We start from the raw sequence: 15,290 nt of genomic DNA on the forward strand, positions 1-15,290 counted from the left end.
GCTTGGGCCATGTTCGCCGCGCTTTAGTTTCGATGGATGTCTGAAAGCGACCTATTGCGAGCGATAGGCCCGCGCAGCATCTCGGTTCTTCTCCTGCTGCCAGGCGCGCTCGCGGTCGTCCCAGTGGTCGTTCTTGTAGTCGCGCAACTCCTCGTTCTCGCGCATGGCCTTGCACTGGCGAAAACCATCCTCCCAGCCTGCGGCGTATTCCCGGTCTTTCAGGTAGCGGGGAACGTTCTTGCGAAACTCCCCAGTGATCACGCCAGCGGCCTGGCGACCGCTGCTGCAGCCATCATCAAAGCCATCGGCAAAGGCCGGTGGATAACCCTTGGCGAGCAACTCCTGATGAGTCGATTGGCAACCCGCCAGCCACACCACCGCACACAGCATTACTGCATACCGCCACATCGCTTGCTCCCTCGCCGCTTCACGGCTGATGGGGGAAGTCTAGATAGGGATTTGTCGGGGAGGCGTGAAAGGCGTGTGAGAAAGGTGTGGAGCGCGAGGAGATCGAGCGGTGGGCGCCGAAACCGTTGGCGCCCTCACCACAAGGACCTATGTTGCCTGGTTGGCCGCCAGAGCCGCATGTTCCGCCAATTCCTGCTGGATAAACGCCGCAATCATCGCGCGATAGACCTGCTCGGTCACCTCGGGGTTGGCGCCTACGGCTTCCGATAAACCCCGCACCTTGGCAATCACCTGCTCAACCCGCTGTGGGGCCTTGACGCCATCGGTGTCTTTTTTGAAGCGTGCCGCCTGGGAGACGTAGCGGCCGCGTTCGGCCAGCAGGGTGACGATTTGCTGATCGAGGCGGTCGATGTTGTTTCGAACTTCTTCAAGGGTGGTGCAGGTAACGGCCATGTCGAGTGAACTCCTGATTGTGCGGGCAATGCTGACAAAAGGTGTTAGTCAGTAGTGATACCACTTCACCTCAAGCATCACTTCATTCACCGGCGTCGACAAGTGGCTGTACTCGCGCTGTGCACTCAGGCGCAGGCCCAGGTTGCGGGACAGTTCCCACTGCTGGTTCAGGCTGAGGCTGCGCCGCACTTCACCATTGGTGAAGAAATCCCCTTTTGCTTCCAGGCTCAAATTGCCCAGTGGGTTTTTCCACAACACGCCGGTATTGAACCCGGCAGCGGGGGAGATGGCTTCGTTGAAGTCATTGTTGTGTTCCACGCGCACGGTGCCGAGGGCGAAGCCGAGCATGTCGTCGCTCAGTTGCCAGGTGCCGCCGGCGCCGCCGTTGACATGGGCGACCAAGGTTTCGTCGTCGTGTTTACCGGGTACGCGCTCCAGGCCGCCGGTGACTTGCCAGGACCACGGCTGCAGCAAGGCGTTGCGCGGGGTCAGGGAGCGGATGGTGGCCAGGTCCAGTTGCTGCAGTTGCCAGTGGTTACCTTCGTACTGGCGCAGTTTCATCTGCAGGATTTCGATCTGCGCGCCGAGGGGGAAGCCTTCGGCGTTGTCGTTGAGGTCGTGGTAGGCCATGCGCAGGCCATATTCGCCGAAAGCCTTGTCGCCGCGTGTGCCGATGCCGGCTTGCCAGGTACGTGACTCATGGCCGTTTTCGGGCAGGCCGGGGGGCGTGATCTTCAGGTCGGGCGCGGGGTTCTGGTTGATCGCGCGCAGCAGCTCGAAGCTGCGTTGGGAGCGTGCGGTGTCGCGTTCCAGGCCGTTGGCGCGGTAGCGACCCAGGCGGTAGGCGGCGTCGATGATCAGGGCCTGGCGGTCGCGAGGCAACGCTTTGAAGGCAGGCGCCTGCAATTGCTGCTGGTCGTCGCTGACCTTCAGCACCCACTGTTGCTCATCGCTGTCCAGCGGCTTGGCGCGCTCCAGCAGCTCGCGCTCACGGGAAGGCCGGTAGTCGATCTTCTCGACCAGACCGGCCTCTTTCACTGCCTTGACCGTGTCGGTGGGGATGGCGGTAAGCGGGAATTGTTCGGTCAGGCGCAGGCCGGGGCGGGCCACTTGCAACAGTTCCAACAGGCGATAGGAGCAGTTTTCATCGAAGAAGAAGTAGTCGAACTGGATCTGCTTGAGCTCCCACACGTGCTCGACCATGCGCTCGGTCTCGACCTGGGTGAGGTTGAGGCGGTATTCCCACAGGTCACGGTTTTCGAGGCTGCGGTATTCCGAGAGTTTTTCCTGGTAGGGCACCAGGGCGAACAGGCCGGGGTAGCCGCCCATCAGGCCTTTCCAGGCATACAGGATGCTGTTGTCCGAGCCTTCGATATAGGCGCCGAAGTTGATCGCGTAGCTGAGCAGCGCGGTCTTGTTGCTCTGCACGTCGGCCTGGTCGATACGCAGCAGGGTATGGCCGAACATCGAGGACGGGCTGTTGAGGTAGGCCGCTGGGAAGATCATGACCGCGCTATGGGGCGCGACGTCCTTGAACCACTGCTTGAATTCCTTGCAGTCCACAGCGGGCAGGTCAGTAAGGTGCAACTGATCCTTGAGCCAGCGGGTACGTGCGGGATAAACGCATTGGGCGTGTTTTTCACCCAGGCTGGCCGGAGCGTAAAGCGCGTCGACGGTGGCCTTGAGTTCTGCATCCGGGTGGTGGGCGCCATCGGCTGCGAGGAAGAATTTCTTTTCACTGACATAACTGCGCCAGCCACTGATTTTGCCGGCTTCGTAATGGCCTAAAGAGAGCCAGAACGGATCATTGGCCAATTGCTGCAAACGTTGATCATCAAGGTGCGGTGCCGCGTACAGCGGGGCGCAGGCGAGGAGTGCCATCCAGGCAAAGCGTTTGAGCATAGGGGCAACTTAAGTCGGAAATTAGAGAGACCCAAAGGGAGGCGGGTCCAAAAATAAAACCCGCGCCTGGGGAGGCGCGGGCAGGTCGAGCTTAAGCCTGGGTAGCGTATTTCGCCAGACGGGCATCGCCTTTCAGTACAGCCAGGGTGTTGTTGTGCACGTCTTCAGCGGTCACATCGGCCTTGCTGAAGATTTGCTGGAAGTGCTCGTGAGCCACAGCCGCGAAGTGCTCGCGATCTTCCGGAGCAACGCCCAGTACCACGGCGTAGGTGGTCAGTGCTTCACCATTGCCCTTGGCCATGTCTTCGGACAGCTCGTTCATCATGCCATTCATGGCAATCCAGGACTTGCCGCCGTAGGTCAGCGCGCTGTTGGTGCTGCAGCCGTTGGTGCCCGAGGTCATGCCGAAGGTGGCGTTACCCGAGGTACCGTTGGTGGTGGAAGCCAGGAAGTGCGCCGGAGTACCGCGCTGGCCTTCGAACAACATGTTGCCCCAACCGCAGTTCGGGCCGCCTGGTGCTTCAGCCATTGCATTGAGGGAGACGACGGTGAAGAGAGTACCGAGAAGGATCCGTTTCATAGCTTTGTTCTCTTTGTGTGCAAACCAATGGACAAGGGTTCAGGCACTTCATAGCGCCCCTGGGATCGGTTATTAGTCCAACCCGCGCAGTTTGGAGTTTAGGCACGTTCCAAGGGTTCCGTGTGTTTTTATAAAACAATCAGCAATGTCGCGTTTTTTTTGTAGGGTATGTTCCGTGTCTATGCTTTCCCTACGGCTCGCCTTGCCAGAGCGCGCAACGGAGAGCCAGAATGCCGTCATCTGCCCCGCCTGATGTAAGGAAGCCCGATGCCTGATCCTGTTGCTGCCAGCTTGCGTCTAGCGCCCGAAGCGCTGACTCGCCCTTTCTCCGCTGAACAGTTCAGCTTCTCGACCACCAATGATCTGGAGCCCTTTCGCGGTGTGCTTGGCCAGGAACGCGCGGTTGAAGCGTTGCAGTTCGGTGTGGCCATGCCACGCCCCGGTTACAACGTATTTGTCATGGGCGAGCCGGGCACCGGCCGCTTTTCGTTCGTCAAACGCTACCTGAAAGCCGAGGGCAAGCGCCTGCAGACCCCGGCGGACTGGGTTTATGTGAACAATTTTGACGAGCCTCGCGAACCCCGCGCCCTGGAATTGCCAGGCGGCGGTGCGGCGGCGTTCATTGCCGATATCAATGGCCTGGTCGACAACCTCGTCGCGACCTTCCCGGCGGTGTTCGAACACCCGACGTATCAACAGCGCAAAAGTGCCATCGACCGCGCCTTCAACCAGCGCTATGACAAGGCCCTGGACGTGATCGAACGCCTGGCGTTGGAAAAGGACGTGGCGCTGTACCGCGACAGTTCAAACATCGCCTTCACCCCGATGCTCGACGGCAAGGCGCTGGATGAGGCCGAGTTCTCGCAGCTGCCGGAAGTGGATCGCGAGCGTTTCCACACGGATATTTCCGAGCTGGAAGAACGCCTCAACGAGGAGTTGGCCAGCCTGCCCCAGTGGAAGCGCGAGTCCAATAACCAACTGCGTCAGTTCAACGAAGAAACCATCACCCTGGCCCTGCAACCTTTGCTCGCACCGCTGTCGGAAAAGTACGCGGAAAACGCCGGTGTCTGCGGTTACCTGCAGGCCATGCAGGTGTACCTGCTGAAAACCGTGGTGGAACAATTGGTGGACGACGCCAAGACCGACGCCCAGGCCCGCAAGCTGCTCGAAGAGCAATACTGCCCGAGCCTGGTGGTGGGCCATGCGGTCAACGGTGGCGCGCCGGTGGTGTTTGAACCGCACCCAACCTACGACAACCTGTTCGGCCGTATCGAATACAGCACCGACCAGGGCGCGCTGTACACCACCTATCGCCAGTTACGCCCGGGTGCGTTGCACCGTGCCAACGGCGGCTTTTTGATTCTTGAAGCCGAGAAGATGCTCAGCGAGCCGTTTGTGTGGGACGCCCTCAAGCGTTCCCTGCAGTCGCGCAAGCTGAAGATGGAATCGCCCCTGGGCGAACTGGGCCGCCTGGCCACCGTGACCCTTAACCCGCAGATGATCCCGCTGCAGGTCAAGGTCATCATCATCGGTTCGCGCCAGTTGTATTACGCGCTGCAGGACGCCGATCCGGACTTCCAGGAGATGTTCCGGGTGCTGGTGGATTTCGACGAAGACATCCCGATGGTGGACGAGAGCCTGGAGCAGTTCGCCCAGTTGCTCAAAACCCGCACTTCGGAAGAAGGCATGGCGCCGCTGACCTCTGACGCGGTGGCGCGCCTGGCCACCTACAGCGCACGGCTGGCAGAGCACCAGGGCCGTTTGTCGGCGCGTATCGGGGATTTGTTCCAGCTGGTGAGTGAGGCGGATTTTATCCGTCACCTGGCAGGCGATGAGATGACCGATGCTGGCCATATCGAGCGTGCACTGAAGGCCAAGGCCACGCGTACCGGGCGTGTGTCGGCGCGGATTCTCGACGACATGCTCGCCGGGGTAATCCTGATCGACACCGCCGGCGCGGCGGTCGGCAAGTGCAACGGGCTGACGGTGCTGGAGGTCGGTGATTCGGCGTTCGGTGTGCCGGCACGGATTTCCGCCACGGTGTACCCGGGCGGCAGTGGCATTGTCGACATCGAGCGTGAAGTTAACCTCGGGCAGCCGATTCACTCCAAGGGCGTGATGATCCTCACCGGTTACCTGGGCAGCCGCTATGCCCAGGAGTTCCCGCTGGCGATCTCGGCGAGTATCGCGCTGGAACAGTCCTACGGTTACGTGGACGGTGACAGCGCGTCCCTGGGCGAGGCGTGCACCTTGATCTCGGCCTTATCGAAGACGCCACTCAAGCAGTGTTTTGCCATCACCGGTTCGATCAACCAGTTTGGTGAAGTGCAGGCCGTGGGCGGGGTCAACGAGAAGATCGAAGGTTTCTTCCGCCTGTGCGAAGCCCGCGGTTTGACCGGTGAGCAAGGGGCGATCATTCCCCAGGCCAACGTTGCCACATTGATGCTGGATGAGAAGGTGTTGCAGGCCGTGCGCGCCGGGCAATTCCATATCTATGCGGTGCGTCAGGCGGATGAGGCGTTGAGCCTGCTGGTGGGCGAGGATGCCGGTGAGCCGGACGCCGAGGGCCAGTTCCCGGAGGGCACCGTCAATGCCCGCGTGGTCGAGCGCTTGCGCGCGATTGCCGAGATGATCAGCGAGGAAGACCTGAAGGAAGCGGAGAAGGAGCTGGCGCAGCAGGCGCTGGCCGAAGCCAAGCCCACCTGAGTTCTGAGGCCAGCCGGATCAAACATGTGGGAGGGGGCTTGCTCCCGATTGCGATAGGACAGTCATGTAGATGTCGACTGACACACTGCATCGGGAGCAAGCCCCCTCCCACATTTGGATCTGGTTGCGTCACTAAATTGACTTCCTTCTGGGGGACTAATGTCCGTTGGTCCCTACAGCCTTGGTTTGTCGTGTTTTTCTTCTATTCTGAGCGTAGGGATATCCACAGGAGTCGCTGGATAGAAACAGCCTCGCCATAGGTTGAGGTTGAACACCGATCTACCGAGGGTCGCCGCCATGCCGCGCAACCTTTGCCTTACCCGCCAGTGCTTCGGCCTGGTTACCCGAATCGAATGTTCCGTTCGCCCTCTCGCGGGGGATAACGGGATGTGGACCTTGTTGTTTGCCGCTGGAATGACCGGCGAACAACCTTCCACGATCAAATCCCAGGGTCCGTTTCATGGGCCCTTCGTGGCAGAAACCATGCTGCAATCGATCGTCGAAAGCCTGACCCTGCACGGCTATGAGCTGGCGGGTGACCCGCAGATCTGGTGCCTGCACATGCAGGCCCATCTCCGCCAGCTCAATGGCAGCCATGAGCAACTGGCGCTGTAGGCGCGTTTATTTGCCCTCGGGCTTGTCCAATTTGACCTCAAAGCCGTATTGCACGGTACTGAGGTCGGTGCGCTGGTAGCTTTCCAGTGCCGTCGGCTGGCCGTAGAAATAATGCACGTCAAACAGGGCTGTGCCGTATTCCTCGGCGCGGTGGCTGACGCCGAGGATTTCCTTGAGGTAGTTGCCGCTGGCGTCCTTGGCGTAGAAGCGCCAGCTGTCGGCAGGGAATTCCTTTTGGTCGACGATCAGTGCGTTGTCCTTGAGCGACAACCCCTTAGGCAGCTTGGCCGCATCGATGTCGCCTTTCTCGATAGTCGCCAGGAACAACGGGATCGAACCCACGACAAACGCCGGGTTTTCCGGGAACAGGTTGAGGTCGTAGGTGAGAGTGCCGCGGGCCGGGTTCAATTCATACGCCTCGGTCGGCAGTTCAATAGGCTCGCCGCGTTCACCTTTCTCGTCGGCAGTGAAGAACGTCACCGGTGATTCGCTGCTGTTGCGCTCGCTGCCCACCAGGTCGTCATTGAAGGTGAATGGGTGGTCGAACACGATATGGGCGGCGCTGGCATCTTCGACGGACTGGCTGATGGTGACGCTCTTCTTCAGTTGTTCCTCGGTCAACGATGCGTCCTTGAGCCAGCTGGCGGCGCCGTCGTCATACACGGTGACCGGCATGGGCAGGGCTTGTACGGTCTTTTCCAGGCTGTTCTTGTCGAAGCGCAGGACCGGCAGGTCGAGGTCCTTGCGGGTGACCGTGGCCGTGGAGAAATCCAGCACGTTGATCTGCAGGGTGTCGATCAGGCCATTGAAATAGACCTTGGCGTAATGGCTGCTCTGCTTGTGTTCGAAGGCTTTCTGCTCATCGACCAGTTGCTTTTCAAATGCGTCGGACCAGGCCTTCTGTTTTTGCATCTCGGCCAATTGCTTCTGGTAGAACTCGACTTGCGCGCTGCTTTCGTTGATCGAACCCGAGCGTGTGAGGAATTGCCCGGTGCTGTCCCGCGCCTGTACCAGCAAGGGGTTAGGCGATTGGTCACCCACTTCCGGTGCCAGCGGTTGGCTGTTGGTCAGTTCGATTTCGGCGTAGTTCTTTTCCAGGAGCAGCAGGTTGACGGTGATATTGCCTTCGGTGCGTTTGTGGCCCACGTCCTTTTTCGACAAATCGAAAGTCAGCGCTTTGCCCGGTGCGATCACTTCTACCGTGCCCTTGAGGCGGACGGGTTGCGGCTGGCTTTTGTTTTCCGTCTCGATGCCATCGATGAACGGATAGGTGACCGTCAGGTCATCCGGGTTGGTCAGGTTGGAGCTGCTGGGGCTCAACTGGATGCCGGGATCAGTTTCCGACCATTCCGGCTGGAACGGCACGATCTTGTTGTTGCTCAAGGTGACGGATTGCCATTCCAGGCCGTGGGGGAAGGGGAACTGGTCTGGCACATTGAAGTTGAACGGGAAGACCGGCTGCAGGTCGGTCAGGTAGTCCGAATGTGAGGCTTTGCGCAGTACGAACAAGCCATTGATGTAGGTGTCCACCAGCCCTTGCGGCGTGGGGTAGTGCTTGAGCAGGGCGAGGGTGTCTTCGCCGTATTCGGCTTCTATGGGCTTGGTGGCCAGCTTGACCCGCGCCCGTTCCAGCAGCAGCAGCGAGCCGCCGAGGTCGGCAATGGCGTCGCGCAGTTTCGGATCCTGGATGCTGTCGAGGGACTGTTCGAACTTTGCGGTTTTCTCTTCGAGGGTGGCCTGTTTCTGCTCATCGCTTGGGGAACAGCCGCCGGCCAGTAACAATGCGGCGCATAGGCCAACGCTGGCCAAAGGGGATCGCACATCCATCATCTGAGTTTTTTCCTGTCCGACGTCATCGAGCCGAGTTATTGGGCTCGACACTAGCAGAAAAATTCTCTTACAGATGCCGCCCAGGTCAGTTTTCTCGTGGTTACAGGTGTCTTATAGCGGCTGGTATACTCGCCGCCATTTCTAGCCATGCTGTGTGAGATCCAATGGAACGCTTTATCGAAAATGCTATGTACGCCTCGCGCTGGCTGCTGGCGCCGATCTATTTCGGCCTGTCCCTCGGGTTGCTGGCGCTGGCGCTGAAATTCTTCCAGGAAGTGATTCACCTGCTGCCGAGCGTGTTCTCGATGGCCGAGTCCGAGTTGATCCTGGTGCTGCTGTCGTTGATCGACATGGCCCTGGTCGGCGGCTTGCTGGTGATGGTGATGATTTCCGGCTACGAGAACTTCGTCTCGCAGCTGGATATCGATGAAAACAAGGAAAAGCTCAACTGGCTGGGCACCATGGACTCTTCGTCGCTGAAGATGAAAGTGGCGGCCTCCATCGTGGCGATTTCCTCCATCCACTTGCTGCGCATCTTCATGGACGCCAAGAACGTCGATCCGCAACACCTGATGTGGTACGTGATCATTCACATGACCTTCGTGATCTCGGCGTTCGCCATGGGTTACCTGGACAAGGTCACCAAACACTGATGCCCGCGCCGGCCTTACTGCTCGATGAAGTAGTAGGGCTGGCGGTTGATTGCCATCTCCTTGATCACCGTGACCTTGGCGGTCAAGTCGTTGGTATGGTCCAGCAGCGCAACGTTGCCGGGCTTGGCCGCGAGGTAGCGGTGCAGGTCGGGTTCCGTCTGCAGGATCTTCAGGTACCCCTTCATGTAGAACACGCCGGCCCCCGCGATCCGCTCGTTGGGCTGGAACAGCGCGACTTCCTTGCCTTGCGCCTGCAGCGCCTGGACCTGACTGATCACCGGTACGAATGACTGGCGCGCATCAGCTTTTGGCGCGAACCATAATGCGGTCACCAGATAGCAGGCGATCAGCAGGCTGAAGACACCGCCGATCACGTGCCGGTGGTAGCGGTACAACGCCGGCTTGTGATCCTTGAGCCATTCCAGCAACACCCGGGCATATTCTGCGGCCAGTACGGCGGCGGCCGGTGTCAGGGCCATCAAGTAAACCGTGCGCTTGCTTGAGGCCAGCGTCAGCAGGGTGAATTGCGCCACCAGCCATACGCTGAAAAACAGGCGATAGCGGTTACGCACCAGGCTTCTACGGAAATGCCACAGGCCCAGGTACACCAGGATGTTCCACGGCAGGAAGGCCTCGGGCAGCTTGGCGATGTAGTAGTAGAACGGTTCGTAGTGCCCGGCCTCCACAAACGAGCCGCTGAAGCGCCCGACGCTGTTGGTCCACAGCACTTCGCCCACGGCCTGCATTCCGCCGCGTTGGAACAGGAAGCCCAGCCAGATCATCAGCGGCACCAACGCCAGCAGGGTAAACAGCGCCGGTTTGAGCCAGTCGGCGATGCGCAGGCGCTTGTCCATCAGGCTGGTGCTGGCCAGGTACACAAAGATCACGATGCCCGGCATCGCCAGGCCCAGTACGCCTTTGCTCAAGGTGGCGATCGCCATCCCGGCGGTAAACAGCGCCCAGGCCCAGGTCGTGGAGCCTTGGCGCTCGGACTCAGGCCGCATCGCCTGGTAGAACGCCAGCAGCGCGGTGGTCACGCCGAGGCTGAGCAGTGAGTCTTCCCCCACGCCGCGCACATTGCTCCAGTAGCTGGCCATGGTCGCCAGGATCAGCGCCGCGCTGAAGGCCAATGTTTTCGGGCGCCCGAACCGGCGCAGCATTCCATAGAACAGCATCACGCTGAACAGACCGGCAAATGCCGAGGCCAGGCGTACCGCCCCAGGCGTGCCACCGAACAGGCGAATCGCTCCGGCGTCAAGCCACAGGCTCAGGGGCGGTTTTTCCAGGAAGGGTTCACGAAACAGTTGCGGCACGACCCAATCATTGTCCAGGTGCATGGCCATGGCGATCCCCGCGACGCGGGCTTCGGTGGAGCCTTGCAGTTCGTGGTTTCCCAGGGCAAAGAAGAACAGCAGACCAGCAAGCAGGAGCAGCAGGGGAGCGGGGCGCGTCATGGGTTGTGGCTACCGGGGCAGGGGACCGCTCGGGGGAACGGCCCGCAATCGGCGAGTATAGGGAGGCGATTCTTAATATTTGATGAACGAAGAGTGGATTTAAGGGGCTGGGCCAGGGGTAACGTCCCCTGGCTTCGCGTGAGGCATTACGAGGCTTTGACTTTGAACCGGCTCAGGCCCTGTTGCATGGAGTTGGCCCGTTCCGACAGGTTCTTGGCCGCCTCCGCGCATTGCTGGGAGTTGACCTGATTCTGCTGGGTGACTTCGTCGATCTGCTCCAGGCCGATACTCGCCTGTTGCAGGCCGGAAGCCTGCTCACTGGAGGCTTGGTAGATCAACGACACCAGGCTGGACACCGTGCTGGTGCCGGTGACGATATTTCGCAACGAGTCGGCTGTGCGGCCGGCGATGATCATGCCGCGCTGGGTCTTGGTCGAAGAGTCGGCAATCAGCGCGGCAGTTTGCTGGGCGGCTTCGGCGCTACGGGCGGCGAGGCTCCTGACTTCATCGGCGACCACCGCAAAACCGCGACCCAGTTCGCCGGCGCGTGCCGCCTCGATGGCCGCGTTCAACGCCAGCAGGTTGGTTTGAGCGGCGATGTTGTCGATGGTGGTAATAATGGCAGTGATGTCTTTGCCCGAGTTGTCGATCTCCGCCATGGCCGCGATCAATTCGCTCATCAGCTTGTCGCTTTCTCCCGCGTCGGCGCGCGAAGCCTGGGATTGCTCGTCGGCCTTCTTCGCATTAGCGGCGTTGTCGGTGGTCTGCGCCGCCATCTGGGTCATCACCGCACTGATTTCGGTGATGGACGAAGCGGAATTGGACGCGCCGTCGGACAGCGACTGGCTTAACTCGGTGACCTGTGCGGAACTGCCGGTGATTTGCGTGGCGCTGGCCTGTACCTGGGAAATTAAGTTGTTCAGGTTGCCGACCATTTTTTCCAACGATTTGCCCAGGGTGTCATTGGGCGAGGACAGGCGTACTTCCAGATCCAAGTCCCCCTCGGAAATACGCTCGGCCACGCGCACCTGGCGTTGCAGGCTTTCCGACATATCGTTCAAGGCAAAGGACAATTGGCCCACTTCATCTTCAGATTTTTGCACCAGCCGGCGCGAGAAATCACCCAGGCTGATGTTGGCGGCCAGGGCGGCGGCTTCACGAATCGGGCCGACGATTTTCGCCGTGGCAAACCACAGCGCCAGCAATGCCAGCAGGGAGATGCCCACGCCGACCGAGACCTGCCAGATGCTGCTCTTGACGCCGCGTGACTGCAGTTCCTGCTCCAGGGCCAGGGCCTGGCTCATGACCACCGCCTTGGGCAGGTGGATCACGATCGCCCAGGGCTTGCCGGTGCGACCCAGGTTGATCGGCATCTGCACTTCGATTTCCTGGGAGTCCGGGTTGAACCGGCTGTCTCCCTTACCCTTCTGTACATTGCTCAACACGTTCTCCCAAGAGCCGGGCAACAACGCTTTCAGTGACTGGCCAATGAGTTCCGGGCGTTTACTGTCGGCCACCACCAACCCCTGATGGCTCAGGATCGCCACGGAGCCTTTGCCGCCATACAGGTCGGCGGACATTTGCTCGCTGAGCTTCTGGATAAACGAGATGTCGAAGTCAGCACCGACCACGCCGTAGAACTTGCCATTGGCGGTGATAGGTACCGATAGCGTGGTCAGCCACACATTTTTGCCTTGCACCACATAGGGAAGCGGGTCGAGGACGCTTTCTTTCTGGGTGTCCCGAGGGCCGGAGTACCAGCCGCCCTTCAACACGCCATTGGGGTGGCGGGCATCGGAGTCGTACTCAACCAGCGGTTGCACGGCGATATTGCCATCCGAGCTGCGTGTCCAGTAGGGGGTGAAGCGGCCCGTCAACGGGTTGTTACCGCCCTCATTGATACGAAAGGCTTGATCCTGGCCGTCCAGCGCATCCGGCTCCCAGCATGAATATGTGCCGTTGAAGTCGGGGTTGTCCTTGAGCACGCTGAGCAGCATCGTATTGATCTGCTCACGGCCCAGGGTCAGCGGGCTCTGGGCACTTTTACTCGCTCCCAGCGTGTTGGCCATTGTGCGTGCCGAATCCAAGGCGTTCTGAAGTTTTGCCTGGATGGCATTGGCACGCGACTCGGCCAGGTTTTGCACTTCGCGGATGGTGGCACTTTCAATCAGGGTTGAAACTTCCGTGCCGACATAGGCTTGATTGGCGGTTGAGGAATAAAGGCCATATAAGACCAGGCTCGCACACGAGATAAACAGGCAGAGCCCGGCGGTGAAGCAAATTCGAGTCTGCAATGAGTTGAATTTCATGATGTTTCCTGCCCATGCTAAATAGTCGCCAACATCATCGAATGTCGACATTTCGGTACTTTCTTTGCGCAAGGCATAGTGTTTTATCATTGGCTGCTTAGGCATAGACATGCGGTACAGCGCTGGGGATTGCTTAATGCTCTTTGGGCATCTCTTCATCGAGCCATAAACGTTCGGTGTTTTTAAAGCCGTAACGCTGGGTCGGTACTCGCGCGACAATCCGGTCGGGTTGTGCGGGATCACTCAGGTCTATTATTTTCTGTGTGACATAGAGATTTAGAACGGGCAGGAAGAACACTTTTATTTTTGGCGTCAATAAAGAGTCGGGATGTTGTTCTATCACGACGCCGATACTGCCACTTTTCAATTGAACGATAGAGCCGACCGGGTAAATACCCACGGACTTTAAAAACGCGCTGAATACCTCGTCATCAAAATGCCCCTCCCATGTGGACATTTTCTGGATGGCGACGGCGGGGTCCCAGCCCTGGTTGTAGGAGCGGTCCGAGGTGATTGCGTCGTAGACATCGCACACCGCCGCCATCCGGGCCACCAGGCTGATCTGGTCCCCCGCCAACTGATGGGGGTAGCCGGTGCCGTCGACTTTTTCGTGGTGATGCAGGCACACATCCACGACCATTTCGCACATCTGCGAGGCCGCCAGCAGGGTTTTTTCACCTTCCAATGGATGGGTGCGCACCAGCTGCAATTCGTCACTGCTCAGCCGGCCGGGCTTGTTGAGGATGGCGCCCGGTATGGCCATTTTGCCGATGTCGTGCAGCAGCCCGGCCATCCCGACGCGCCGAATCACTGCGGTGGACAGCCCCAATTGATTACCCAAGGCAATCATCAACGCACACACGGCGACCGAATGCATGTAGGTGTAGTCGTCGATGCTTTTCAGGCGTGCCAGGCTGATAAAGGCATCTGGATGGCGGGCGATCGAGCTCGAAATGTCGTCCACCAGTGCACTGATGTGTTCAAGCTCCAGGGCCCGGCCCATGCGGACATGGCCGAACATTTCGACAACGGCGGTCTTGGCGCGGCTACAGATTTCCTGTGCGGCGACCAACTCGTCTTGCATGGATGTTTGGATGACTGGGTTAGCTGGCGCAGCCGCCGTGGCAGGCGCGGCCGGCTGAGCACCGCAGCCCAAGGCGCACGGCGCCTCAGACTTTGCGCCGCCCCGCCAAAATGGCTTTTCCTCGCCGTCAGGCGCCTCAAGGTTGAGCTCATTGCACTTCAACATAGTATGCCCTCTGTTGATGTTTTTGTTATGTGTTTCCCATCAGCCTCCTTGGCTTGAATCTTGTTGTTTTGCGCTTCAGATAGGGCTCGCAGCCTTGATACGCGCGACTACGCGGCCTGCCAGGTCATCCGGGCGAAACTTCGCCAGGAAGTCATCGGCCCCGACTTTCTTGACCATGGCCTGGTTGAAACCGCCCGACAGGGAGGTGTGCAGCACGATATGCAACTTGGCCATGCGCGGGTCGCTGCGGATTTCGGCGGTCAGGGTATAACCGTCCATTTCCGGCATTTCGATGTCTGAAATCATCATCAGGAACTCCTCGTCCGGGTTGCGCCCCTCGTCGAGCATGGCCCGAAGGTAATCCAGCGCCTGGCGGCCATCGTTCAAGGCGACCACCTCGACGCCTACCGTCTCCAGGCAGCGGGTCACCTGTTTACGCGCCACCATCGAGTCGTCCACGGTCAGCACACGCAGGTGCCTGGCCTGCTGGGTGACCGCGTCATCCACCACGCCAATGGATATTTCTTCGGACGAGGGCGAGATTTCCGTCAGCACCTTTTCCACGTCGATGATTTCGACCAGACGATCATCGGCACGTGTAACGGCCGTCAGGTAATTGTTGTCACCGCTGCCCTTGGGGGGCGGATGAATGTCTTCCCAGTTCAAATTGACGATGTGCTCAACCGCATAGACCAAGAAACCCTGAACGCGGTTGTTGTACTCCGTAAGTATAATAAAGGCGCTTTCTTTATCCGTGATGCCGGGCAGTCCTGTTGCCATCGCGAGGTCTAGAATAGGGATGCAAGCGCCGCGGATATTGGCAACGCCACAAATGTTGTTATTAGACTTTGGTAGTAGAGATAACTTAGGGCAGCGGATAACTTCCCTGACTTTAAAGACGTTGATGCCATACAGCTGGTGGTCATTGAACCGGAATAGCAATAACTCGAGCCTGTTCTGGCCTACCAGTTGTGTACGGCTGTTAACGGATGCCATTACACCTGCCATACACACCCCTTGATTTTGGTTGGAATAGCGTTGATGTCGTAATGACATTAGCATATGTAGGGGAATGTAAAATATATGTGAAATAAAAATAATCGAGAGGTTTATCGTTAAAGCAATAGCGAC

General features: G+C 59.2%; 12 protein-coding genes. 3 read left to right on the forward strand and 9 right to left on the reverse strand.

Going from position 1 to position 15,290, the window contains the following annotated elements; translation table 11 throughout:
- Positions 1-51: 51 nt before the first annotated feature.
- The 4 genes from FBY10_RS14360 to FBY10_RS14375 all read right to left on the reverse strand — a co-directional run bounded on the left by FBY10_RS14360 (position 52) and on the right by FBY10_RS14375 (position 3,343).
- Entirely contained in the window at positions 52-408 is a 357-nt protein-coding gene (locus tag FBY10_RS14360) for a hypothetical protein (protein WP_131699347.1), read from the reverse strand.
- A gap of 147 nt (positions 409-555) precedes the next feature.
- Positions 556-861, reverse strand: coding sequence for a chorismate mutase (locus FBY10_RS14365; protein ID WP_145336619.1), 306 nt, complete (start codon positions 859-861; stop codon positions 556-558).
- Positions 862-909: 48 nt separating this feature from the next.
- Complete coding sequence (locus FBY10_RS14370; RefSeq protein ID WP_145336617.1) at positions 910-2,763, reverse strand: DUF4105 domain-containing protein; 1,854 nt, start codon at positions 2,761-2,763, stop codon at positions 910-912.
- A gap of 91 nt (positions 2,764-2,854) precedes the next feature.
- The gene (locus FBY10_RS14375) at positions 2,855-3,343 is read right to left on the reverse strand and encodes a DUF3015 domain-containing protein (protein ID WP_027605327.1); all 489 of its coding nucleotides are present in this window, start codon (positions 3,341-3,343) and stop codon (positions 2,855-2,857) included.
- A 267-nt stretch (positions 3,344-3,610) separates the two neighbouring features.
- Between FBY10_RS14375 and FBY10_RS14380 the strand changes: the two genes are divergently transcribed.
- Positions 3,611-6,049 (forward strand): Lon protease family protein, encoded by a 2,439-nt coding sequence (locus tag FBY10_RS14380; RefSeq protein ID WP_065938302.1) that lies wholly within the window; start codon positions 3,611-3,613, stop codon positions 6,047-6,049.
- A gap of 297 nt (positions 6,050-6,346) precedes the next feature.
- Positions 6,347-6,664, forward strand: coding sequence for a hypothetical protein (locus FBY10_RS14385; RefSeq protein ID WP_131699350.1), 318 nt, complete (start codon positions 6,347-6,349; stop codon positions 6,662-6,664).
- Positions 6,665-6,670: 6 nt separating this feature from the next.
- Here FBY10_RS14385 and FBY10_RS14390 read toward each other — a convergent pair whose 3' ends face one another.
- A complete protein-coding gene (locus FBY10_RS14390; RefSeq protein WP_145336615.1) occupies positions 6,671-8,494 on the reverse strand; it encodes a hypothetical protein in 1,824 nt (607 codons plus the stop codon).
- Between the two features lie 164 nt (positions 8,495-8,658).
- On the opposite strand from FBY10_RS14390, the gene FBY10_RS14395 reads away from it, so the two are divergent.
- Entirely contained in the window at positions 8,659-9,147 is a 489-nt protein-coding gene (locus FBY10_RS14395) for a TIGR00645 family protein (protein ID WP_017253710.1), read from the forward strand.
- Between the two features lie 14 nt (positions 9,148-9,161).
- Here FBY10_RS14395 and FBY10_RS14400 read toward each other — a convergent pair whose 3' ends face one another.
- From FBY10_RS14400 to FBY10_RS14415, 4 genes are all read right to left on the reverse strand, one after another.
- Entirely contained in the window at positions 9,162-10,601 is a 1,440-nt protein-coding gene (locus FBY10_RS14400; RefSeq protein WP_145336613.1) for a glycosyltransferase family 39 protein, read from the reverse strand.
- 146 nt (positions 10,602-10,747) lie between these two features.
- A complete protein-coding gene (locus FBY10_RS14405) occupies positions 10,748-12,910 on the reverse strand; it encodes a methyl-accepting chemotaxis protein (RefSeq protein ID WP_145336611.1) in 2,163 nt (720 codons plus the stop codon).
- Positions 12,911-13,043: 133 nt separating this feature from the next.
- The gene (locus FBY10_RS14410; RefSeq protein ID WP_145336609.1) at positions 13,044-14,159 is read right to left on the reverse strand and encodes an HD-GYP domain-containing protein; all 1,116 of its coding nucleotides are present in this window, start codon (positions 14,157-14,159) and stop codon (positions 13,044-13,046) included.
- 75 nt (positions 14,160-14,234) lie between these two features.
- Positions 14,235-15,167: a chemotaxis protein CheV gene (locus FBY10_RS14415; protein ID WP_145336607.1), complete on the reverse strand. Its 933-nt coding sequence runs from the start codon at positions 15,165-15,167 to the stop codon at positions 14,235-14,237.
- Between the last annotated feature and the right edge of the window lie 123 nt (positions 15,168-15,290).

Origin of the sequence: Pseudomonas sp. SJZ103, assembly GCF_007828335.1 — a bacterium.
In the GTDB taxonomy this organism is placed as follows: Bacteria; Pseudomonadota; Gammaproteobacteria; order Pseudomonadales; family Pseudomonadaceae; genus Aquipseudomonas.